The 21,388-nt window shown below is 71.5% G+C and carries 23 protein-coding genes and 2 pseudogenes; 17 read left to right on the plus strand and 8 right to left on the minus strand.

Annotated features, from left to right (window positions below; all coding sequences use genetic code 11):
- Positions 1-7: 7 nt before the first annotated feature.
- Positions 8-883, plus strand: coding sequence for an RNA polymerase sigma factor SigF (locus tag ABIE67_RS44170; protein ID WP_370267230.1), 876 nt, complete (start codon positions 8-10; stop codon positions 881-883).
- A gap of 785 nt (positions 884-1,668) precedes the next feature.
- On the plus strand, positions 1,669-1,836 hold the full coding sequence (locus ABIE67_RS44175) for a hypothetical protein (protein ID WP_370267231.1): 168 nt from the start codon (positions 1,669-1,671) through the stop codon (positions 1,834-1,836).
- A gap of 153 nt (positions 1,837-1,989) precedes the next feature.
- Here the strand turns inward: ABIE67_RS44175 and ABIE67_RS44180 are convergent, their stop codons facing one another.
- Positions 1,990-2,472, minus strand: coding sequence for an ATP-binding protein (locus ABIE67_RS44180; RefSeq protein ID WP_370267232.1), 483 nt, complete (start codon positions 2,470-2,472; stop codon positions 1,990-1,992).
- 314 nt (positions 2,473-2,786) lie between these two features.
- On the opposite strand from ABIE67_RS44180, the gene ABIE67_RS44185 reads away from it, so the two are divergent.
- Positions 2,787-3,221 (plus strand): STAS domain-containing protein, encoded by a 435-nt coding sequence (locus tag ABIE67_RS44185; RefSeq protein ID WP_370267233.1) that lies wholly within the window; start codon positions 2,787-2,789, stop codon positions 3,219-3,221.
- Between the two features lie 164 nt (positions 3,222-3,385).
- Here the strand turns inward: ABIE67_RS44185 and ABIE67_RS44190 are convergent, their stop codons facing one another.
- The gene (locus ABIE67_RS44190; RefSeq protein WP_370267234.1) at positions 3,386-3,865 is read right to left on the minus strand and encodes a MarR family winged helix-turn-helix transcriptional regulator; all 480 of its coding nucleotides are present in this window, start codon (positions 3,863-3,865) and stop codon (positions 3,386-3,388) included.
- Between the two features lie 154 nt (positions 3,866-4,019).
- Here ABIE67_RS44190 and ABIE67_RS44195 point away from each other — a divergent pair, with 154 nt between their 5' ends.
- The 6 genes from ABIE67_RS44195 (at position 4,020) to ABIE67_RS44220 (ending at position 9,867) form a co-directional block, all read left to right on the plus strand.
- Complete coding sequence (locus ABIE67_RS44195; protein WP_370267235.1) at positions 4,020-5,234, plus strand: PP2C family protein-serine/threonine phosphatase; 1,215 nt, start codon at positions 4,020-4,022, stop codon at positions 5,232-5,234.
- A gap of 62 nt (positions 5,235-5,296) precedes the next feature.
- Positions 5,297-6,196 (plus strand): STAS domain-containing protein, encoded by a 900-nt coding sequence (locus tag ABIE67_RS44200; protein ID WP_370267236.1) that lies wholly within the window; start codon positions 5,297-5,299, stop codon positions 6,194-6,196.
- Positions 6,193-6,615: an STAS domain-containing protein gene (locus ABIE67_RS44205; protein ID WP_370267237.1), complete on the plus strand. Its 423-nt coding sequence runs from the start codon at positions 6,193-6,195 to the stop codon at positions 6,613-6,615. Before ABIE67_RS44200 ends, ABIE67_RS44205 begins: the two co-directional genes overlap by 4 nt.
- On the plus strand, positions 6,612-7,055 hold the full coding sequence (locus ABIE67_RS44210; RefSeq protein WP_370267238.1) for an anti-sigma regulatory factor: 444 nt from the start codon (positions 6,612-6,614) through the stop codon (positions 7,053-7,055). The genes ABIE67_RS44205 and ABIE67_RS44210 overlap by 4 nt, the downstream gene beginning before the upstream one ends.
- Positions 7,055-8,128, plus strand: a complete 1,074-nt coding sequence (locus ABIE67_RS44215) for an ATP-binding SpoIIE family protein phosphatase (RefSeq protein ID WP_370269556.1) — start codon at positions 7,055-7,057, stop codon at positions 8,126-8,128. The genes ABIE67_RS44210 and ABIE67_RS44215 overlap by 1 nt, the downstream gene beginning before the upstream one ends.
- Positions 8,125-9,867: a PP2C family protein-serine/threonine phosphatase gene (locus ABIE67_RS44220; RefSeq protein ID WP_370267239.1), complete on the plus strand. Its 1,743-nt coding sequence runs from the start codon at positions 8,125-8,127 to the stop codon at positions 9,865-9,867. Before ABIE67_RS44215 ends, ABIE67_RS44220 begins: the two co-directional genes overlap by 4 nt.
- 9 nt (positions 9,868-9,876) lie before the next feature.
- Here ABIE67_RS44220 and ABIE67_RS44225 read toward each other — a convergent pair whose 3' ends face one another.
- Positions 9,877-10,371: a MarR family winged helix-turn-helix transcriptional regulator gene (locus ABIE67_RS44225; RefSeq protein WP_370267240.1), complete on the minus strand. Its 495-nt coding sequence runs from the start codon at positions 10,369-10,371 to the stop codon at positions 9,877-9,879.
- A gap of 112 nt (positions 10,372-10,483) precedes the next feature.
- Complete coding sequence (locus tag ABIE67_RS44230) at positions 10,484-11,410, minus strand: GNAT family N-acetyltransferase (RefSeq protein ID WP_370267243.1); 927 nt, start codon at positions 11,408-11,410, stop codon at positions 10,484-10,486.
- A gap of 213 nt (positions 11,411-11,623) precedes the next feature.
- Here ABIE67_RS44230 and ABIE67_RS44235 point away from each other — a divergent pair, with 213 nt between their 5' ends.
- A complete protein-coding gene (locus ABIE67_RS44235; protein ID WP_370267244.1) occupies positions 11,624-12,427 on the plus strand; it encodes a DUF817 domain-containing protein in 804 nt (267 codons plus the stop codon).
- A 44-nt stretch (positions 12,428-12,471) separates the two neighbouring features.
- Here the strand turns inward: ABIE67_RS44235 and ABIE67_RS44240 are convergent, their stop codons facing one another.
- Both ABIE67_RS44240 and ABIE67_RS44245 read right to left on the minus strand, forming a co-directional pair.
- Positions 12,472-12,801 (minus strand): antibiotic biosynthesis monooxygenase, encoded by a 330-nt coding sequence (locus ABIE67_RS44240; RefSeq protein ID WP_370267245.1) that lies wholly within the window; start codon positions 12,799-12,801, stop codon positions 12,472-12,474.
- A 153-nt stretch (positions 12,802-12,954) separates the two neighbouring features.
- Complete coding sequence (locus ABIE67_RS44245) at positions 12,955-14,103, minus strand: S1 family peptidase (RefSeq protein WP_370267246.1); 1,149 nt, start codon at positions 14,101-14,103, stop codon at positions 12,955-12,957.
- Between the two features lie 257 nt (positions 14,104-14,360).
- Between ABIE67_RS44245 and ABIE67_RS44250 the strand changes: the two are divergent.
- From ABIE67_RS44250 to ABIE67_RS44280, 7 genes and pseudogenes are all read left to right on the plus strand, one after another.
- A pseudogene (locus ABIE67_RS44250) lies at positions 14,361-14,809 on the plus strand (FadR/GntR family transcriptional regulator); the annotation flags it as partial.
- A 377-nt stretch (positions 14,810-15,186) separates the two neighbouring features.
- Positions 15,187-15,820, plus strand: a pseudogene (locus tag ABIE67_RS44255) (bifunctional 4-hydroxy-2-oxoglutarate aldolase/2-dehydro-3-deoxy-phosphogluconate aldolase).
- Positions 15,821-16,090: 270 nt separating this feature from the next.
- Entirely contained in the window at positions 16,091-16,471 is a 381-nt protein-coding gene (locus tag ABIE67_RS44260; protein WP_370267247.1) for a carbohydrate kinase family protein, read from the plus strand.
- 64 nt (positions 16,472-16,535) lie between these two features.
- Positions 16,536-16,826, plus strand: coding sequence for a hypothetical protein (locus ABIE67_RS44265; protein ID WP_370267248.1), 291 nt, complete (start codon positions 16,536-16,538; stop codon positions 16,824-16,826).
- Between the two features lie 192 nt (positions 16,827-17,018).
- Positions 17,019-17,525, plus strand: coding sequence for an SRPBCC family protein (locus ABIE67_RS44270; protein ID WP_370267250.1), 507 nt, complete (start codon positions 17,019-17,021; stop codon positions 17,523-17,525).
- The gene (locus ABIE67_RS44275) at positions 17,525-18,583 is read left to right on the plus strand and encodes an LLM class flavin-dependent oxidoreductase (RefSeq protein ID WP_370267251.1); all 1,059 of its coding nucleotides are present in this window, start codon (positions 17,525-17,527) and stop codon (positions 18,581-18,583) included. Before ABIE67_RS44270 ends, ABIE67_RS44275 begins: the two co-directional genes overlap by 1 nt.
- Positions 18,580-19,083, plus strand: a complete 504-nt coding sequence (locus tag ABIE67_RS44280) for a winged helix-turn-helix transcriptional regulator (protein WP_370267252.1) — start codon at positions 18,580-18,582, stop codon at positions 19,081-19,083. Before ABIE67_RS44275 ends, ABIE67_RS44280 begins: the two co-directional genes overlap by 4 nt.
- A 182-nt stretch (positions 19,084-19,265) precedes the next feature.
- Here ABIE67_RS44280 and ABIE67_RS44285 read toward each other — a convergent pair whose 3' ends face one another.
- Positions 19,266-20,546 carry an MFS transporter gene (locus ABIE67_RS44285; protein WP_370267253.1) on the minus strand — a complete coding sequence of 427 codons (1,281 nt, stop codon included), beginning with the start codon at positions 20,544-20,546 and terminating at the stop codon, positions 19,266-19,268.
- Between the two features lie 61 nt (positions 20,547-20,607).
- Positions 20,608-21,366 (minus strand): GntR family transcriptional regulator, encoded by a 759-nt coding sequence (locus tag ABIE67_RS44290; protein WP_370267254.1) that lies wholly within the window; start codon positions 21,364-21,366, stop codon positions 20,608-20,610.
- Positions 21,367-21,388 lie beyond the last annotated feature (22 nt).

The following is a 21,388-nucleotide window of genomic DNA, read 5'->3' on the forward strand; positions in this document are numbered from 1 at the left end:
GGGCGGCATGGCAGCCGTGACGGTGGCGCAGGCAACGGCCACGGCACAGGAGACGGTCGCGACGGACGGGGCGGCGCTGCCGCTGATCGAGGATCCGACGAGGGTGAGCCCGCAGGACGCACGCGAGTTGTCGCGCCAGTTCTTCGACCGACTGGTCATGCTGGAGGAGGGCACCGAGGCGTACCAGTACGTGCGCAACACGCTGATCGAGATGAACCTGTCGCTGGTGCGGTACGCGGCGTCGCGGTTCCGTGCCCGCGGGGACTCGCTGGAGGACATCGTCCAGGTCGGGACCATCGGGCTGATCAAGGCCATCGACCGCTTCGAGGTGTCCAGGGAGGTCGAGTTCACGACCTTCGCGGTCCCGTATATCGTCGGTGAGATCAAGCGCTTCTTCCGTGACACGAGCTGGGCGGTCCATGTGCCGCGCCGACTGCAGGAGGCCCGCGCGGAGCTGGCCAAGGCGACGGAGGAACTCAGCTCCCGGCTGGGCCGCACGCCGACCACGCGTGAGCTCTCGCAGCTGATGTCCCTGTCGGAGGAAGAGGTCATCGAGGCCCGCAAGGCCGCCAACTGCTACCAGTCCGCCTCCCTCGACGCGGCCGTCACGCCCGACTCCGAGAACAGCGAGTCCGTCCTGGCCGCGTTCCTCGGCGAGGAGGACCCGTCGCTGGAGCTGGTCGAGGACTTCCACTCGTTGGCCCCCCTGATCGCCGAACTCGGCGATCGTGAGCGTCGGATCATCCATCTGCGCTTCGTCGAGGAACTCACCCAGGCGCAGATCGCCGACCGCATCGGCGTCTCCCAGATGCACGTCTCGCGCCTCATCAGCCGCATCATCAAGCAACTGCGCGTCGGCCTGCTGGAGCCCGGGGTCGCCTGACGGGCACCTGCCGGTTCGCGCGAGGGGGTCGGCGGGGAGCGGTTCGCGCGAGCTGCCTCAACGGCGTGGGCCGCGGCCAAATGGCCGCGGCCCATTGGCCTGTCCGGGCCCCCTCTCACCGCGTTCCGGGTCGACCGCGTCCTGAGATGTCCGCCGGGTCGTGCGCGTTCATGCCTCTCTGTGGCCTGGCCTCGCTGAGCCCTGAGCCGCCCGCCCGGCCTGCCCGAGGCCAGGCTTGCCGCGTTCCGGCTCGTGCACGTGCCGACCTGCGCGTGTGCCGGGCTGAGTCCTCGCGCACCCGCCTGAGCTGTTGATGCCCGGCTCTCTCCACGTGCCGACCTGTCCGCGTGCCGACGGTCGGTTGCTGGCCTGTCCGCGCGTCGGCCCGTTCCGCTCGGCCGTGCGCCTGCCGTCCCGCCCTCGTCCTGGCCTCGTGCAGTCCTGGGCTGTCCGCCCGGACTGGCCGAGCCCCCGGCTTCTCCGCGCACCGACCGGCGTGAGCGTCGGCCTCTTCGCTGCCGATCTGTGAGCGTCGGCCTGTCCGCATCCCGGTCGTGCGCGTTCCGGCCCGGTCGAGTATCTGGCCCAGCCGAGGTCTGACCCGTTCGGCTTGGCCGAGCCCCCGCCTCTCCGCGTGGCCATCCGTGCGTGTCCCAGCCGTCGAATCCTGGCAGTCCGGGCCCCTGGCCCGTTCCCTCAGCCATGCGCATGTCGGCCCGTCCACCTCCCGGCCTCGTCAAGCCCTGGTCCACCCGCCCGGACCAGCTGAGCTCCGCCCTCTCCGCATGCCGACCCGTCCGCGTCCCGCTCTGTCGGAGACCGGGCTCCGCCGAGTTCCGCCGACCGCCCGCCCCCGCGCGTTCCAGCCCCCGACGCTGCTGCGTGCCGACCTGTCCGTGTCGCCGGCCTTGCTGCGTGCCAACCCGTCCGTGTGCCGGCTCGTCGGGTCCTAGCCGTCCAAGCCGTGCCTGCTCAAGGTCGGCCGTACAAGTCCCCGGCCTTGCCGTGTGCCGACCTGTCCGTCTCCCGGCTCGTCGGGCCCTGCCCGTCCAAGCCCCGCCTGACCAAGCCCACCCCACCCCTCCACACCAGCGGCACCCTCCGTATCAGGCCCTCTCGACATCCACCGCGTGCCCACGCTCCGCCCCCACCGACAGGGGAATCACCGCGGTGACGCGTTTGCCGCCGGTCGGGAGGTCCGAGACCTGCACGGTGTGGGAGAGCCTGCACACGATCGGCCAGCCGCGGCCGCCGCAGCGATGGCGGCCGTGGCGGTCGAGGGGGTCCAGGGCGACCGGGCGTCGCCGCTCCCGGTCGCTGACGGACAGATAGAGGTTCTGGCCGACGACCTCGGCGTCGAAGTCGGTGATGCCGCCGCCGTGCAGCATCGCGTTGGTCGTCAGTTCCGACGCCACCAGCAGCGCGTCCGAGAGCGTGTCCGGCGCGCAGGGGATGCCACCGGCACCAGACTGTTCACACAGGATCTGCCGCACGGCTCCGCGTGCCTCGGCCGGACTCCTGGGCCCGCGGCGCAGACGGCCCGCGCCGGCCGGGGTCCTGGTGGAGCTGGTCCGGTACTTCTCAGTCATCCTTTCGCTCCCTGACTCGCAGAGGCGAGGAGGCGGAGAACCCGAGCCCCTTCCTCCTCCACATCGGGTGATGTTTCTCTCCAGTCGCGTCACCGGTTGACCGCCCGCCAAACCGTTCTGCGGGCCCGTGCGCACAAAAACAGCCAGAAGCGTGACGCGTACCGTTCCTTCGTACGGGCCTTGTGTGCTGGGGGAATTCGGGGGTAGGCGGGCGAACGCATCGAAGGACGGTCATCGGTCCGTGCAGGACGCGATGCATCAAATCCGTCCGTCGGGGCACCCGTCCCGATCGTCAACGCCTGTGGGAGGTACTTGTGTCCGTTGCCCAGAATCCCCTGTCGATCAAGGTGGAAGTGCCCCGGGAAGATGCCGTGTTGCTCACGGTCGAGGGTGACCTGGACATGGATACGGCCACCGAGTTGCAGCACCACCTCGCCAACCAGCTCCACCACGGCCGCCGGCACTTCCTGCTCGACATCGCCGGCGTTCCCTTCATGGACTCGTCCGGCATGAACATCGTGTTGCGGGCCTATCAGGAGGTGCGGGAGATCCCGGGGGGTGTGTACGTGATCTCCCCGACGCCGGCCGTCCGCCGGATCATGGATCTCACCGGTGTGAGCATCACCGTCCCGATCGTGGAGAGTGCCGAGGAGGCCCTCGCCACCGCGGATTCCGGGCCGGGAGTCCGGCCGGACGCCGAATCCGATGCCGAACCGGGGCCCGCGGCTTCCACCTCGAAGGAGGAGTGAAGACCGCTTCCCGGAGCGGCAGTTCACCGATCGCGCGTCGCACCCGCAGCATCAACAGTTGCCGTTTGACAACTATGGCCGTGAGGCAACAGAGTGAGCGAGTCAAGCGCGGGAGGGTGTGGAACGTGCCGGTCAGCAACGAGGACGGCTCGCGTCGCCGGGTTTCATGCGCTCCTGGCGTCGGTGGCTTCGTCACCCTCATGGATCTCCGCGGACGCCGCGGCGCAGAACGCCTCCAGGCCCTCCAGCAGAGCGGTGCGCTTCGTGACGGGCATCTGCTCCAGTACGGACTGCAGCGCGGCTTCGCGTCGCGCGCGCAGCTCCGCCAGAAAGGTCCGTCCGCGACGGCTCAGGTGCAGGCGCACTTCCCGGCGGCTGGAGGCGCTGGGTGCCCGCTCGACGAAGCCCACCGCCTGGAGGCGGTCGCACAGCCGGCTGGTCGAGGGCGGCATGGAGCCGAGGGCCTCGGCGAGCATGCGCAGGTTGATGCCGTCGCTGTGTTCGAGGATGAACAGCACGCGGATCTGGGAGGCGGACACCGGTGCCGTCGAGGCCCGGCCCCACAGGACCTCCAGCAACTCGGCGGCCTCGGAGGTCACACGCGCCACCTCGTCCGGCCGCGGATGCGAGTAGGAGGAAGTCACGCTCCCACTCTTCCAGGCTTCTCGGGCACTGTCAGCCCACCGCTTCGGGCAATAGGTGCAGAACACTAGATACGGACAAGAAGGACCGATGGGCGGCGTCGCGAAAACGCGGGACCAGAGCCGTCACCGTGACAAGATTGGCGTATCAAACATCGTGAACAGATTCGTGGCAGCCGAGCGGGCACTTCGCTCCGCCGCCCCGCACCAACTGGTGGACGCGGTCCGCGAAGTACTGTGCAACGAGTACGCGGCGACGAGCGTCCAGCTCTTCCTGGCCGACTACGGTCTCGCCACGCTCCAGCCCGTCCCCGCCGACCACGGCAGCGGCGGGAGCCGGCCCGGCCACCCGGCGTTGAGCCCGCCCGAGCCCATGCCGGCCCATGGCAGCCCGGCCGGACGCGCCTTCGGGGCCCAGGAACCCTTCGTCGAGAAGCTGACCGAAGGCCGGGTGCGCCTGTACCTGCCGGTGACCGTACGCGGCGACCGGCTCGGCGTCCTGGCCGTCACGATGCCCTCCGCCGACCGGGCCGAGGAGTGCCTGGACGAACTGGCCGACGTGGCACAGGTACTGGGCCACGAGGTGATCGTCGCCGACCGGGACACCGACCTGTACCTCCGGGCGCGCCGCACCGACCGGCTCACGCTGGCCGCGGAGATGCAGTGGCAGCTCCTGCCGGGCCGCTCCTGCACCCGTGCCGAGTACGCGCTCGGCGCCCAGCTCGAACCCGCCTACGCGATCTTCGGCGACAACTTCGACTGGTCCGCGGACGCCGACCGGCTGATGCTCTACATCACCAACGGCATGGGCGAGGGCATCGAGGCCTCCCTCCTGACCAACCTGGGCATCAACGCGCTGCGCAACGCACGGCGCGCGGGCCTGTCCATCGCGGACCAGGCCGCCCTCGCCGACCAGGCCGTCTACGCCCAGCACCGGGGAGACGCCCATCTGTCCGTGCTGCTGCTCGACCTCGACCTGCGCACGGGCCGGCTGCAGGTCATCGACGCCGGATCCCCGCAGATGCTGCGGCTGCGCGGCCGTACCGTCACCGCCTTCGAGTTCGAGGCGCAGCTCCCCCTGGGCATGTTCGAGGAGACGGACTACGTCGCCCAGGCACTCGACATCGACCTCGAGCCCGGCGACCGGCTCGTCTTCGCCAGCGACGGGGTGTACGGCGTCGCCGCACCCGGTGGCGAACGGTACGGGGAGCGCGCGCTGGCCCGCGCCATCGTGTCCACCAGCCTGCTGCCCGCCGCCGAGGTCCCCCGTGCCGTCCTGAGAGAACTGGCAGGTCACCGCGGCACGCCCGTGCCCGACGACGACGCGCTCGTGGTCTGTCTCGACTGGTTCGGGCCGCGGCAGAAGCCCTGACCGAACCGTCCGGCGCTCCCCGTAGGGTCGGGGCAGCGCACACCGTATGAGGAGGGAAGTACGTGCCGGAGCAGCCAGCGGCAGAAGAGCAGACCAACCCGGCGGAGGAGGTGGGGACCTTCCTGCGCCAGCGCCGGGAGCAGATCGCCCAGCGCTGGGCCGACGCGGCGCTGTTCCGCACCGTGTTCACCGTGTCCCGGGACGAGGCCGTCGAAGCCGGCCGGGCCGTGGTGGAGGCGTTGGCCGCGGTCGCCGCCGCGGGACGCCTGGAGGATGCGGAGGCGGACGGTTTCGCGGTCGTCCGTGAACAGCTGGCGCGTACGGCCCACTCCCGGGCGCGCGCCGGCGCCACGCTCTCGCAGATCTCGTCCGAGATGGACGCGCTGCGGCCACCCGTCAACGACCTTCTGCTCGACGAGCTCTCCGAGGCATCCGCCGAGCACCTGCGGGAGTGCACGACGGGGCTGACCGTGCTGATGGGCACACTGCGCCTGGTCATGATGGAGGCGGCGATGAGCGCCGGGCAGGAGCTCATCAACCGCCAACGGCTCGAACTGCTCGAAATCGCCACCCCCGTGATCAAGCTGTGGGAAGGCATCGTCGCCGTACCGCTGATCGGGACGCTCGACAGCGCCCGCAGCCAGGTGGTGATGGAGACCCTCCTGGACGCCGTCGTCGAGCAGCACGCCCGCATCGCGATCCTGGACATCACCGGAGTGCCGACGGTCGACTCCCTGGTGGCGCAGCACCTGATGAAGACCGTGGCGGCGGCGCGGCTGATGGGAGCGGAGTGCATAGTCTCCGGGATCCGGCCGGCCATCGCGCAGACCATCGTCCACCTCGGCATCGACCTCAGCTCGGTGCTCACCCGCGCCAGCCTCGCGGACGCCCTGGCCTACGCCCTGCAGCAGCAGGGCGCGCACATCGTCCCGAACCCCTCGTCGGCCGCGGAGCCCAAGTGACCGGCGCCGCCACCTTCCCGTACGAAGGACACGTCCCCGTCCTCAGGCTCGGCGGGGTCCTCCTGGTCACCCTCCAGGGCGACCTGTACGACAGCACGGCGGAACAACTGCGTCAGGACATCGGCGAGACCGTCTCCGACAGCGCGGTCAACGGTGTGGTCATCGACCTCTCCGGTGTCGAGATCGTCGACTCCTTCATGGGCCGTGTGCTCAGTGACGTCGCGGCCATGACCCGGCTGCTGGCGGCTCAGACCGTGGTCGCGGGGATGCGCCCGGCGGTCGCCATCACCCTGGTGGAACTCGGACTGACCCTGCCGGGCCTGCGCACCGCCCTCACCACCGAGGACGCCCTGCACCTGCTCGGTTCCGAGGTGTCGGTCCTGCCCCGCGGCGGGCGCCCACGCCGGGAGCGCCCGTGACCCACAGCACCGGCAGCGTCTCCGCCTGCCTGCCGATCCACTCGGACCTCGACCTGGTGCGGGTGCGGCAGCACGTACGGGAGATGACCGCCCGACTCGGGTTCGGTCTGGTGGAGCAGACCAAACTCGTCACCGCGGCCAGTGAGCTGGCACGCAACGCCCTCGTCCACGGCGGCGGGGGACAGATGGAATGCACGCCCGTGACCAGCGGCGGAGTACAGGGACTGCGTCTCGTCTTCAGCGACCAGGGCCCCGGCATCGCGGACCTGGACCAGGCCCTGAGCGACGGCTACACGTCCGGCGACGGACTGGGCATGGGCCTGGGCGGCGCCCGGCGCCTGGTCCACGATTTCTCCGTCGACAGCAGCCGAGGCGCAGGCACCACCGTTACGGTGACGTCATGGATCTCCCGACCGCCCCGTCCGCGCGAGGCGACCTGATGCCACGCGTCTGGGAGGTACCGGTTCACGACTCGACCCGGGTGCGCGACGTCCGCGTCGCGGCCGGGGCCGCGGCCCGCCATGCCGGGCTGGCCGAGGACCGGCTCGCCGCCGCCGAGCTCGTGGCCACCGAACTCGCCACCAATCTGCTGAAGCACGCCGGTGGCGGACGGATCCTCCTCGACCTCGTGAGTCCACCGGTTCCGGCCTACGGCGACGAGCGGGTCTCCAGGGTGCAGATCGTGGCCGTCGACCACGGGCCCGGCATGCTCGACACCGCCGCGGCGGTGCGCGACGGCTACTCCACCACCGCCTCCCTCGGCGCCGGCCTCGGCACCTGCCTGCGCACGGCCGACGACTTCGGCCTGCACAGCACACCCGGGCGGGGCACCATCGTCATGGCCAGGATCGCCTCCTCCCGCCCGCACAGCGGCACCGACGGCCCGCACCCCGTGCCGCCGGTGCGGGCGGGCGGCGTCAACATCCCCCTCGCGGGCGGGGAGTTCTCCGGCGACGCCTGGGCGTGTGTCCGGACGGCCGACCGCGTGACCCTGATGCTGGCCGACGGCCTCGGCCACGGCCCCCTCGCGGCCCGCGCCTCCTCCGCCGCGGTGGAGGAACTGCGCCGCGCCCCCCACCTGCCCCCGGCGGACCTGCTGCGGCGCCTGAACAGCGCCCTGCGCGACACCAGGGGAGCGGCCGTCGCAGTGGCCCAACTCGACGTGTCCGCCGGACAGTTGTCCTTCGCCGGAGTCGGCAACGTGGGCGCGCGGCTGCGCCGCGGCGACAGCTGGCAGGGGCTGGTCTCCCGGCCCGGCATCGTCGGCGCCCACCTTCCCACGCACCTGCCGCACCACCAGGAGACCTGGACGGACGACTGTCTCCTGGTCCTGCACAGCGACGGCCTGCCGAGCCGCTGGAGCCCCGGTCCGGCCGCCCTCGCCCCCTCGCCCCTCGACCCCGCCGTGATCGCCGCATCGGTCGTGCGGGACGCCAGCAGCCCCGCCCGGCCGGTACGTGACGACACCGCCGTCGCCGTCCTGAGCCCCCTGCCCCCGGACGGCCCCTCATGACCCGCACCTGGTACGTCCGCACCATCACCGACGCCGCGCAGGCCCGCATCGCCACGGCGCGGCTGGCCGCCGCGTGCGGAGTGCCTCCCGTCGAGCGCACGCGCCTGGCGGCAGCGCTCACCGCGCAGCTACGGCAGTGCCTCACCAAGGGCGGCGACTGGCGGGTCGGCGTGACAGCGACCCTGTCACCCGCCGGGGGCGACTTCAGCGTCGAGGTGGCTCCGGTGAAGCGCCGCCCGGACGACCGGCGGCCACCGTGGCGCGCGTCGGCCCCCTGCACCGAGGAGATGGACGTCTCCGCCGCCGAGCCCGCCGCCGACGACCCGGCGACGCTGTCCGAGGCCCTGTTCGGCGCCGACGAAGACGCGGCCCTGCTGCTGAAGCGGCTCGACGAGCAGGAGGGGCTGGTCGCGTTCCACCGCGAGGAACTCCACCAGACCAACCAGGGCGTCCTGGCACTCCACGCCGAGCTGGACGCCGCCGGCCGCGCGCAGCGTGAGCTCTTCGACGCCGAGCAGCAGGCCCGCAAGGAGGCGGAGAACGCCCGCGGCCGGCTGACCTTCCTGGCCGACGCCAGCGCCGCGCTGACGGCCTCCCTCAACCACGAGGCCATCGTGCGGCTGCTGCCCGCCCTGCTGGTGCCGCGGTACGCGCGCACCGTCGACGTCTGGCTGTTCGACGACGTGAACGACGCGCTGCGCGGCGGCCCGCACCCGGCCGCCGCCGTCCTCGCGGCCCGCCGCGGCCGGCCGCAGTACGCCGCCGACCACCCCGGCGGTCTGCCGGGCGTCGACGACCAGCCGCCCTCGGCGATCGACCCCGGCCGGCCCCTCCTCTGCATACCCCTGCTCACCCGCCGGGCATCACAGGGCGTCCTCACCCTGTCGCCGCCCGACGAGCGCTGGGACGCGGACGACGCCGTCATGCTGATCGAGCTGACCCGACGGGCCAGCATCGCCCTGGACAACGCCAGACGCTTCGAGCACAACCGGGACATCGCCGAGACCCTGCAACGCGCCCTGCTCACCGACCTGCCCACGACACCGGGCCTGACCCTGGCCGCGCGCTACCTCCCGGCCACCCGGGGCCTGAACATCGGAGGCGACTGGTACGACGCGTTCCGCCAGCCCGACGGCAGCCTGATCACCGTCATCGGAGACGTCACCGGGCACGGCCTGCACGCCGCGGTGATGATGAGTCAGCTGCGCACCGCCCTGCGCGCCTACGCCGTCGACGGGAGCAGTCCCGGTGAACTCCTGACGCGACTGCATCTGTTCCTGCACCGGCTGCGCCTCGACCTCTACGCCACCGCCGTCATCGCGCGCTTCCACCCGGACGACCCCACCCTCACCTGGGCCGCCGCCGGCCATCCGCCACCGGTGCTGCGCACTCCCGACGGTGGGGTGCACACCCTCGACGCCAAGCCCGGTGCCATGCTGGGCATCCCGCTGAAACAGGAGATCCGCGACCACACGGTGCCGCTCCCGCCCGGATCGACGCTGGCCCTCTACACCGACGGTCTGGTGGAACGCCGCGCCCAGGGGATCGACCCCGGTATCGAGCGCCTCGCCGAGGAACTCGGCGGCTTCCGCGCTGCCGAACTCGACGAAGAACTGGAGGCGTCGGCCGACCGGCTTCTGCATCCGCTGCTGCACGACTCCGAACACGACGACGACGTATGCCTGTTGCTGTGCCATGTGCACAGCGACGCATTGCGGCAGGGGGCGGCGGGGTCCTGAGCGGAGCCTTCAGCGCTCGGGCCCGGCGTCCGCATCCGCACCGGGCTCCGGGTCGGCGGGGAGGCCCGCCTCGGGGAGGGTGCGCAGCACCTGTTCCAGCCGCGCGCGCTGTGTGGGGGGAACGACCTCGAAGGCGGCGGCCAGACGCACGGACAGCCGCTCGGTGATGTCCGCCAGCACCCGCTGCCCTTGGGCCGTGACCTCCAGGTGGACCTCGCGCCGGTCGCCGGGCCGCTCACACCGCCGGAGCAGTCCGTCGGCTTCGAGCCGGTCGCAGAGCCGGCTGGCGGCGGGAAGCCCGATGCTCAGATGCTCCGCCAGGGCGGTGACATTGAGCGCGGGCCGACGGCGGACGGCCCGCAAGGCGCGTATCTGGCGCGGCGGCAGGCGCGGACGTACCTCCTCGACCGTCGAGAACCAGAGCCCCACCAGGCTCTCCACGGCCTCGACGATCTGTCGGCCGACGACGTCCGAGGGGATCTCGGGATCCGGTTCGCGGCACATGGCCCGACACTTCTCTCTCGGTCGACTCCGGCCTGGGCCCCATCAGTGCAAGGGGCCTACCCGAAGCGACGGAGACTACACAGCCGACCTTCTCGCCCCGGACACCGCCGGGTCACTTCAGAACCGTCTCCCAGGTGTCGACGGCGTAGTGGACCGTCATCCCGTGCCGGGCGTACAGGGCGGGCGCCCCCGTGGCGTTGGCGGTGTCCACGCCGAGTCCCACCGTGTCGCGCCCGCGCGCGGCGAAGGCCGCGAACGCGTGCCGCAGCAGGAGACCACCGAGGCCCAGTCCTCGACCCTCACGCAGCACGCCGATGCTCCGGATCCACCCCATCGCCTCACGATCGTCGCGGGCGAGCAGGAAGCCGACGTCACCGAGGTCCTCCGTACCGGCGATCCACACCAGCGACCAGTCGAGCGTGTCCGCGTCGATGTCGTGCAGCCACTGGTCGTAGGCGCGGGGCTGGAAGTCGAAGTGCTGGGCGAAACTCGACTGGTACAGGGCGTGGACGCGCGCACGGTCCGCCTCGTCGGCGCACGACCGCAGCCGTATGCCGGGCGGAACCGTCGGCACGAGGTCCTCGGCGGCATCCAGCTGCCGCCGCAACACGTGGTAGCGCCGTACGACGGACCATCCCCGCTCCTCGATGAGCCTGGTGTCGAGCGTGGGTTCCGTGTTGAGGTGCAGATGCACCACCGCCCGGGACGCACCGTTCTCCCGGGCCTTGTCCAGGGCCCGGGTCTCGATCGCGTCGAAAACGAGCTCCCCGGCCCGCTGGTGCTCGGGCAGCACGTAGTGGTCGACGTCGACGCGCTCACCGCCGGACTCGTCCCACAACAGGCCGTACGCCACCAGCCGTTCGCCGTCGAAGGCCAGCCAGGAGTCGCGGTCCAGGACGATGTCGGGCCGCTTCAGATCGGCCTCGACGGTGTGCAGATCGGTCTCGGGCCGGCCGATCTCGATCCGGTCGACCTCGTTGAGCAGTTCGGTGATGGCGGCCGCGTCGGTGAGACCGGCGGGACGAAGGGCGTAGGGCATGGGCTCAGGGTCCGGGGCGGGGTAGGACGGCCGCAACGGATTTTCGTGACCGCCCCGCCCTCCTCGCCGTTGCTGACGTGCGACGGCCACGTCCTGGCGCACACGAATTGGTACTGACCGAAGACAGCGGTGGTTCCAGAACCGGGGCCGCGCCGAGGTACACCGGCCGGGACCGGAGGCAACCAGGCGCGCCGCAGGCTCGTCCTTGGGATCATGGTCACCGCAAGCATCCCAGGCCCCCTGGCGGCATCAGTGCGCCAGCTGCTCGACTTCGCGTGGATACAGACCCGGTCCTGCGCCTTCGCCATCGCCCTGATGGCCGGCGTGGCGGCATCCACGCTGCTGCCCGGCCTGCCCGTGGCCCGCTACGACCTGCTCGTCGTTTACGGGGTGCTGCTGACGCTGCTGTTCTGGGTGCGCGGCTGGGAGAACGGGCGGGACGTCGCCGTCATCGCCGTCTGCCATGTCATCGGCCTGGCCTTCGAGCTGGTGAAGGTCTCCCTCGGCTCGTGGAGCTATCCGGAGCCGGCCGTACTGAAGTTCGCGGGCGTTCCGCTGTACGGAGGGTTCCTCTACGCCGCCGTCGGCAGCTACGTCTGCCGTGCCTGGCGTCTGTTCGACCTGGAGCTGGTCCGGTACCGCCCGCGGTCGACGGCCGTGGTCGCCGCGGCCATCTACGTGAACTTCTTCAGCCACCACTGGCTCCCCGACGTACGCCGGCCCCTGGCCGCACTGCTCCTCGCCGTCACCGCGGGCACGTCCGTACGCTTCACGGTGCGCGGGGTGCGCCGACGGATGCCCCTCGCGCTGTCGTTCGTCCTGATCGGCTTCTTCCTCTGGATCGCGGAGAACCTCGCCACCTACGTGGGCGCCTGGCGCTACCCCTACCAACTCGACGGCTGGGAGCCCGTGGGCGTGGAGAAGTTCGGCGCCTGGGCGCTGCTGATCAGCGTCACCTTCGTCCTGGCGGCAGTGGCCCGGTCCCACCACAGCTCCGAGGCAGCCGGGGCCGGATGACGGCGAGGGCCGGGCCCCCGCCGGTCACCGCTGCCTGGCCTTCGCTACTCGCTCTTCGGTCCCGCCTGCTGCACGACCTCGAAGGACCACAAGGTGGACCCGCTGGCCGCCGGCTTCGGGCGCTCGCCGCCCTCCGCGCCAGCGCCCTGGTGGGCCGACTTCATCGGACCCTCCATCCAGGCCTGGAAGGACGCCTCGTCACGCCACCGCGTGTACACCAGGTAGGTGTCGGTTCCCTCGACGGGCCGCAGGAGTTCGAACCACTCGAACCCGTCGGAGCTCTCCACGGCGTGCGCACGGGAGGCGAAGCGCTTCTCCAGCGTCTCGCGCTGCTCGGCGGGCACGGTCAGTACGTTGATCTTGACTACGCTCATGGCCCTCATCCTGCCGCACGGCCCTCGGCGGAGGCGCGGCGGCTCGTGCATGGCGGGGCGTGGATCGTGCGTACCCGGGGTCAGGGAGGAACGATCCGGAAGCCAACCGCCGGGACCGTCCCTCCCCGCGCCCGAATCAGGCCGTGTGCAGGGTCAAGCGGTGTGCAGGGTCAACCCGTAGCGGCCGAGTATCTCGTTGACGGGCTGGAACCAGGTCTCGCCGCCGCCGGAGCAGTTGCCCCAGCCACCCGAGGTGACCCCCTGTGCCTGGTCACCACTGATGAAGGAGCCCCCGGAGTCGCCGGGTTCGGCGCAGACGCTGGTCTTCGTCATCTGGTGCACGGCGCCCTGGCTGTAGTTGACCGTCTCGTTCCGGGCCAGCACGGTGCCGCAGTGCCAGTGCGTCGTGGAGCCGGACCGGCAGATGGAGGTGCCGACGGGGGCCTCGGCCGAGCCGCGCACGAGACGGTCCGGGATCGTGCCCCAGCCGAGGACGACCGGCACCGTCCACCAGCCGCTGCCGACGCTCACCCAGGCGTAGTCGTCGCCCGGGAACGAGGAGCCCCGGAACGTTCCGACGTGGGTGCCGTCCCAGCCCCGGACGGCGGCCCCCTGGCCACCGCAGTGCCCGGCGGTGATGAAGCCGCCGTGCACCGAGAAGCCTATGGAGCAGCGGACGTTGCCGGTGTAGTAGGGGTCGCCGCCGACCGTTCCCGCCGCGAAGGTGCGCGGGGCGGCGGTGACCGTCTCCACGGTGACGGGTCCGGCCGCGCGGGCGCGGGAGACGAAGCGCCGGACATCGTTGTCAGCCCGCTTGTCCCGGACGACGTTCACGACAACCGTGCTGGCCACCGGATCGACGTGCCAACTGCTCACGCCGGACGGTGCGGGGAGCCGGTCGATACGCGCCTTGGCCGCGTCGAGTTCGCGCGCGCTGTGTGCGACGGTGCGCACGGTCGCTCCGGTGGCCCGGACGTCCCGTACGGTCGCGGGCGGGGCGTCCGACGTAACGGCCACGGTGAGCCGCTCGCTGCTCGCGTCGAACCACGCGCCGCCGTAGGCGGATCCGGCGGCCTCGCGTGCCTTCGGCGTGAGGTCCATGGCGGTGCGTTCCGCCGCGAGCCGCGCCTCGGCCCGCGGTTTCGACAGGCCGAGGTCCCGCTGCATCGCCTGCAGAACGCCCGCGGAGGCGGGGTCGGTGTCGGTCGCCGCGGCCGATCCGGTTCCGCCCGCGGTCCAGCCGCCGAGCGCGAGGAGTGCGGCGAGGCCGGCGTACGTGAGTCTGGTGCGTCTGCGTCTCAAGGGAGTTGCCCTTCGTCGTTCCAGCAAGGTGGGTGGAACAACCGCAATCTGAGAGCGCTCTCATTCAGGGTCGGGCAGAGCATAGCCATGACGGCGCGTCAGGTCCATACCAATACCTCACCCCACGTTGCCGGTCCGGGCCTCCCGCCACAGGCCGACGCCGCCGCCCTCGGGGGCGATGTCCCCGAAACCCTCCTGCTCGGCGGTGCTGCAAACCCGTCGCCCTGGCCGACACGATGGCCGCCGACCTCGCCACCGACGCCGACCAAACCCTGCTGCGCAACCTCGCCGAGGTACGCGCCATCGTCGAACCGGCCGCCGCGCGCCTGGCCGCCGATCGCCGCACCGACGCCGACCTGTCCGCCCTGGAAGCGGCGCTGGAGGCGATGGGGGAGCGGGGCGCCGACCCGGGACAGGCCGTGGCGGCCGACCTCGCCTTCCACCGTGCCCTGCTGTCCGCCACCCACAACGAACTGCTCCAGCGCATGGGGAGATGGTCATCGAGCCGGGCCTCGCCCACCGCGACCGCATCGTGCACAGCCATCCGCACACCGGGGATCCCGTACCGGCCCACCACGCCGTCCTGGACGCCGTACGCGAGCAGGACCCGCAGGCCGCGGAGGCCGCGATGCGCGCCCTGCTCGCCCAGGCCGGGCGCGACCTGGACCGGATCAGTCCTTCACCCTCGCCCGGTCCATCGGCACCACGGGATACGGCGCCCAAGTCGACCACACCCTCACCGCACAGCCCGACTTCCGCTTCGTCCGGGCCGCGCGCGCCCTGCTCGACCTCTCCCGGCACGCCACCCTGCACATGACCACGGGTGGGCCCACCCGCCTGTTCCCCGGAGCCGCCTCACTCCTGGGCCGGACCTGGCCCGCCGGAGCGCCCTGGACCACCGGCCCGTGGCCCGCACCCCAGGGGCTGCCCCGGGACCGGCTCGGGCCCGGCGACGCCCCGCGCGCGTACCAGCGTCCGGCGAAGCCGGTCGGCGGCTCACGCTCACCGCGGCCCAGCGCTGTCCCTCGCCCCCCGGCACGGACCGCCGCGTGTTCCCCCCCCCGCAAAGAAGGAGCACCGGCCGTGGACCTGACAGCCGCGCTGGCCACTCACCGCCTGGTCGCGATCGTGCGCGGCGATGACCCCGATGCCGCATTGCGCACAGTGCTGGCCCTGGCCGAGGAGGGCGTCGAACTGATCGAGGTGTCAATGGCCGCCCCGGCCGCCCTCACCGTCATCGAACGCGCCCGCCACGCCCTCGGCCCGGACCGACCCCTCGGCGCCGGCACCGTACTGACCGCCGAGGACGCCCGCGCCGCGCACAGCGCCGGAGCCGACTTCGCGGTCACACCGGGGGTTTGGCGACGGAGTTCCCAAGTGCCACGAGCTGGGCATGCCGGTCCTGGCCGGCGTGCTGACCCCGACCGAGATCATCGCGGCCCGCGCCCTGGGAGTGGCCGCGCTGAAGGTCTTCCCGATCGCCCAGGCCGGGGGAGCGGCCTATCTCAAGGCCCTGCGAGGACCGTTTCCCGACGCGCCGTTCGTCCCGGCGGGCGGCGTCGACGAGGCGGCCGCCCGGGCTTGCCTCGGGGCCGGAGCCATCGCGGTCGGTGTCGGCTCCCCGCTGGTCGGCGACGCCGCCGACGGAGGCAGCATCACCGCCCTCAGGGCACGCGCCCACCGTTTCCGTACGGTCGTGGCAAAGGCGACGCGATGACCGCGGACCGGCGGCGCAGGGCGTACTCCTGCGCGTGCCTGCGCCCCACGGCTCCTTCCGTTCTGTCCGTTCTGTCCGTCCCGTCCGCTCTGTCCGTCCCGTCCGTTCCGTCCGTCCCGTCCGCCCCGCCCGTCTCGAATTCGGCGAGGGCATCCGCTGGACCGGCTCCGCCGTCCTCCGCTCGCTGACACTCGCCTCGTCGTCGCCGCCGGCCGGTCCCGCCTGTCGGGTCGAGATCGCCCCGGACCCCGCGACCACCAGGGATCGGGCATGACCGCCGCTCGGGCCTGCGATGCGACCGGCCCCTGGCGCCTCGCCCCAGGACCGGTCGTCTGCGTCGGCGAGACCATGGCGGCCCTGGGCCCCCGACCCGCCGGCTCCCCTGCTGACAGACACACCGTGCCGGCACCGCGGACGACCGTCGTGGAGACGGTCGGCGCCGGTGACGCCTTCGCGGCCGGTTTCCTCGCGGGCCTGCTACGGGCGGAGACCATCACCAACGCCTTGCGCCTGGGCCACATCACTGCCGCCTCCGCCCTCCAAGTGACGGGAGACCACGGCCCGTTGCCCGACCCGACGGAGACGGAGGCACTGCTCGCCCTGTCGGCGCGAGAGTGGACGGAACGGGCGGCCGGAGCGCCGGGGACCTGAGCCCTCGGCGTGTTCCACGCGCTCCCCGCGCGAGGGGCGATTTACCCGCCTATGCTCCATTTGTGTGACGACTATCTTCGAAGAGCTGGTGGAGAAGGAGCGTGCCGCCGAGCAGGCGCACACGCGCGTGGAGGACCTGCGGCGCATGTACGGGTCGCCGACCCAGCGCGGCGGCTGGAGTGCGCGGCAGGCCGAGACGTACAACACGGCCCTGCGGGCCTGGCGGGACCTGGCCCGGGAGGCGCAGGTCGCGATGGTCGAGTACGCGAGAGCGCGGGGCGAGCCGCGCAGCGATATCGAGGAGCAGGTGAAGAAGGCTGCCTGGCACATGGAGAGGGGCGGCGCCGGGGCGTAGCGGAACAGGCTCCCGGCATCCGGCATCCGTGTCCCGGCGTCCGGCATCCGTGCTCCCGGCATCCGGCGTCCGTGTCCCGGCATCCGTGTCCCGGCATCCGGTACCCGCCGCCCGCGCTGCTCTTGACGCAGTCAGTCTAGTTACGCAACTCTGGAGGTCAACGGCGATCAACCAGGACGGAGTTGGTGCGAGGTGGAGTGGACGGGCGCATGCTATGCGGACACACCCACGGTGGAGGTGCGGGCGTGGGTCGGGGCCCCACCGGACCGGGTGTGGGAGATCGTTTCCGATGTGACGCTGATGCCGGGCATGAGCAAGGAGCTCCAGTCGGTGCACTGGCTCGACGGCGCGGTCCGGCCCGCCGTGGGCGCCCGATTCGTCGGCCGGAGCAGGCATGAGTCCTTCGGGGAGTGGGAGACCACCTCGTACGTCGTCGAGTGCGAGCCCCCGAGCCTCCTCGCATGGGCCGTGTCGGACCCGTCCAGGCCGTCCGCCGTCTGGCGCTTCCGGCTCGCGCCCAAGGACGGCGGAACCGAGCTGGCCGAGTGGATGCAGATGGGGCCCGGACGCTCCGGACTGTCCTTCGCTATCGACAGCATGCCGGAGAAGGAAGAGAAGATCGTGTTCGTGCGCATGCGGGAGTTCGAGCGCAACATGACGGCCACACTGGGGCACATCAAGAAGCTGGCGGAGGCGTGATGCGGGCCGCGATCACGGTCGAGGCGTCCGGTCTCGGGACATGGACGCGGCAGGCGGACTTCGTCGTCGAGGCGGAGAAGCTCGGCCTGGACATCTGCTGGGTGGCCGAGGCATGGGGCTCCGACGCGCCCTCCGCCCTCGGCTACTACGCAGCCCGCACCGAACGCATGCTGCTGGGCTCCGCCGTCATGCAGGTCGGGACGCGCACTCCGGTCGCTCTCGCGCAGACCGCGATCACCCTCTCCAACCTGTCCCAGGGACGCTTCCTGCTCGGCCTCGGCCCCTCGGGCCCCCAGGTGATGGAAGGGCTGCACGGCGTGCGCTTCGCCCGCCCGCTGGCGCGCGTCCGCGAGACCGTGGAGATCGTGCGGCAGGTGCTGACCGGCGGCAGGATCGACCACTCCGGGGCCGAGTACCGCATCCCGCTGCCCGGCGGGGACGCCGTACCCATGAAGCTGTCGATGCGGGCCGAGCACCCCGTGCCCCTGTACCTGGCCGCCCTGTCACCGGCCATGCTCCGGCTGACCGGAGAGGTCGCCGAAGGCTGGCTCGGCACGAGCTTCGTCCCCGAGGGAGCGGCGGACGCCTACTTCGCGCACCTCGACGAGGGGCTGGCGCGGGGCGGGCGCGTCCGCGCGGACCTGGACATCTGCCAGGGCGCCGAAGTGGCCTTCGCCCCCGACGAGGAGGCACTCGGCGCCATGGTCGCCGGCCGCAAGAAGGAACTCGCCTTCAGCCTAGGCGGCATGGGCTCGGCCTCCACCAACTTCTACAACCGTGCCTACAGCCGACAGGGCTGGGCGGAGGTCGCCGCGGAGGTACGGCAGCGCTGGCAGGCGGGTGACCGGGACGGAGCGGTCGCGCTGGTCACCGACGAGATGGTGCTCGCGACGACGTTGATCGGCACGGAGGACATGGTGCGCGAGCGGTTGGGGGTCTGGCGTGACGCCGGTGTGGACACCGTCCGCCTCTATCCGGCCGGTGACGACCTGGCCGCCCGGCTCGACACCCTGGGCCGGGCGATCGAGCTGGTCCACGAGGCCGGAGCGCGGCCATGAGCGCGCGTACGTCCTTCGCGAACTGGCCATGCTCCATCGCGCGCACCCTGGACGTGGTGGGCGACGCCTGGACCCCGCTGGTCCTTCGGGAGGCCTTCTACGGCAGCCGCCGCTTCGACGAGTTCCAGAGCGAGTTGGGCATCGCCCGCAACACCCTCACGGACCGGCTGCGCCGCCTGGTCGAGGCGGGATTGCTGGAGCGGCGGCTCTACGAGAGCGAGCCGCCCCGCCACGAGTACCTGCTGACGGAGCGGGGCAAGGACCTCTTCCCGGTCCTCGCCGCCATGGCCCGCTGGGGCGACCGCTGGCTCGCCGGGCCCGAGGGGCCTCCGATCACCCTGCATCACGAGGCCTGCGGCCACGACGGTCAGGCGGAGGTCGTGTGCTCGGCGTGCCGCGAGCCGCTGCACGCGGACGACACGATCGCCCGGATGGGGCCCGGCTATCCGGAGCGCCTCAGGTCCCGGCCCGACGTACAGCGCCGCTTCGCACCCGAGTGACGGGACCGGTAGGCCGACGAGGTCATGTTCCGCCACGCCCTCGCCCTGGATGTGCGGCCGGAACTCCGCGGCACAGGTGTGGGGTTGGGCGCGACGGGGTGAGCGTCGTCCCAGGTGGTGGCCGGATGCAGCAGGCAGTCCTCCGGGGATCCTTGATCTTCGCCGGGAGGACGTCGACACCGTCAGCCGTTGTGAGCCTCGGAGTACGAACTCGAACTCGAGGTGTCCTGAGCGGGCGATGTGCGCATGGTGCGCAGCGGTGACAGGACGTTCGGGAGAACGCTCACCGTCATGCCGGCCGCACCGATCCACAACGTGCCCGCCGCTCCGAACACGGAGCCCGAGGCTCCGCCCAGAAGCCCGCCCAGCGGGATCCCGCCCCAGGACACGAAGCGGGCTGTCGCACTCACCCGGCCCAGAAGCCGATCCGGTGTGAGGGCCTGCTGGAAGCTCGACTGAGCCACGACACGGACGACTCCACCCAGGGAGAGAGCCGAGAGTCCGAGCGCTGCCACGGCCACGCTCCACCCCGGCCGCGTCAGCGGCATCAGGGCGGTCAGCGGGCACGTGAAGAGAGGCGCCAACCAGATGACGCGGCCTTGTCCGATCCGCGTCGAGAGCCTGGTCGCCAACAAGGCGCCCAGCAAAGCCCCACACCCCATTCCCGACAGAACGAGGCCGATGCCAAAGGGCTCCAGGCCCGCATCCCTCTCCAGGAAAACCAGCAACATGGTCTGATACATGATCAGAAAGAGATTGAAGAGCGCGTCTCCCAGCAGGATCGCGCGCAGAGCGGGCTGTTCGCGGACGAATTTCAGTCCCTCTTTGACATCCCGGACCAATTGAGGGTGCTCTCGTGGCTCCGGCTTCTGCTCACGCCTGCGGATACCGACCGCCAGCAGACCCGACAGAGCCATCCCCGCCGAACTCACCAAGAGTGTCGCAGGGGCTCCGGCGAAGCCGACCAGCGGTCCCGCCACACCCGGTCCGCTGATACTGGTCACCGAGCGGATCGCGGAGAGTTTCGAGTTTCCTTCCATGAGATGGTCGCGCCCCACCAAATGCGGCAGACAGCTGACGTAGGCGACATCGAAGAAGACCGTCAGCACGCCATGAAACAGGGCGACCGCGTAAAGCCACCAGATGGTGAGAAGGTCCGCCCACCACGCCACCGGGATCGTCAGCAGCGCCAGCGCCCTCGCGAGATCCGTGCTGATCATCACCGACCGCTTCCGCATACGGTCCACCCACGCACCCGCCGGCAGTCCGACCAGCAGCGAGCCCGTCGTGGTCATCGCGGTCAGTAGTCCGACCTGGAACTCGTCGGCATGCAACGCGGCGATGGCAACCAGCGGAAACGCCAGAAACATGATGCGATCGCCCAGTTGCCCCAGCGCGGTGGCGGCGAAGAAGCGCCTGAAGTCCCGTTGGCGTAAAAGTCCGAGGCGGGAGGTTTTCGGCATGCGTGTCACACCTACTGTCGGATACTGAGAATGAGGAAGGCCGCTTTGCCGGATGCGATGGCTACGGATGGTCGACCGCGAACTCGTAGGCCACTTCCCGGCGCCTGTCCGGGATGACGATGTCGGCGGTTTCCACCGGACGTCCGTCGGTGTCGTAGATGGTCCGCTCGATCTGGAGCACCAGATCCCCGAGGCTGATCCCCAGGAGGTTCGCCTGTGCCCGGGTGGCCCGAGCCGGGCGCGGCAGCTCGATCACCGTCGCGACGACCACGCCGATGGAGCGCATGCGCTGGACCACCCCCTTGCCCGCGAGAGGGCCCGACTCGGGCAGTACGACCGGTGTTCCGTCCGTGATGGCCATCGGCTCCCAGGATTCGGAGAGCTGGACGGGTTGCCCTGCGGCGAGGAACTCGTAGTGCGTGGTGACGCAGGGGGCGCCAGGGCTGATGGCGAGGCGCTCCGCGATCGCCCCGGGGGCCGGGACACGCACCTGGCTGTGCGCGTCCCAGGCGTCGGCCCTGCCCCGCTCCTTCACACCGACGAGGGAAGGAGGACCGTCCAGGCGTTCGCCGCGCCGCGAGCGGACCAGCCGCAGGCGCTCGCGCGGCATACGGACATAGGTGCCCGAGCCCGCGCGCCCTTCGAGGAGACCGTCGATGATCAGACGGTCCATGGCCCGCTGCATGACGTTACGTCCGACCCCGTACTCCTCGGCGAGCCGCACCCGGGACGGCAGGCGCTCCCCGATCTCCCACTCTCCCGCGAGAACCCGTGCGCGCAGCGCGTCGGCGACCGCGAGGTACGGCGCTTCTCGGGGCATGGGCGACTCTCCGGTGGTTCTG

This window comes from Streptomyces sp. V4I8 (genome assembly GCF_041261225.1).
GTDB lineage: Bacteria > Actinomycetota > Actinomycetes > Streptomycetales > Streptomycetaceae > Streptomyces.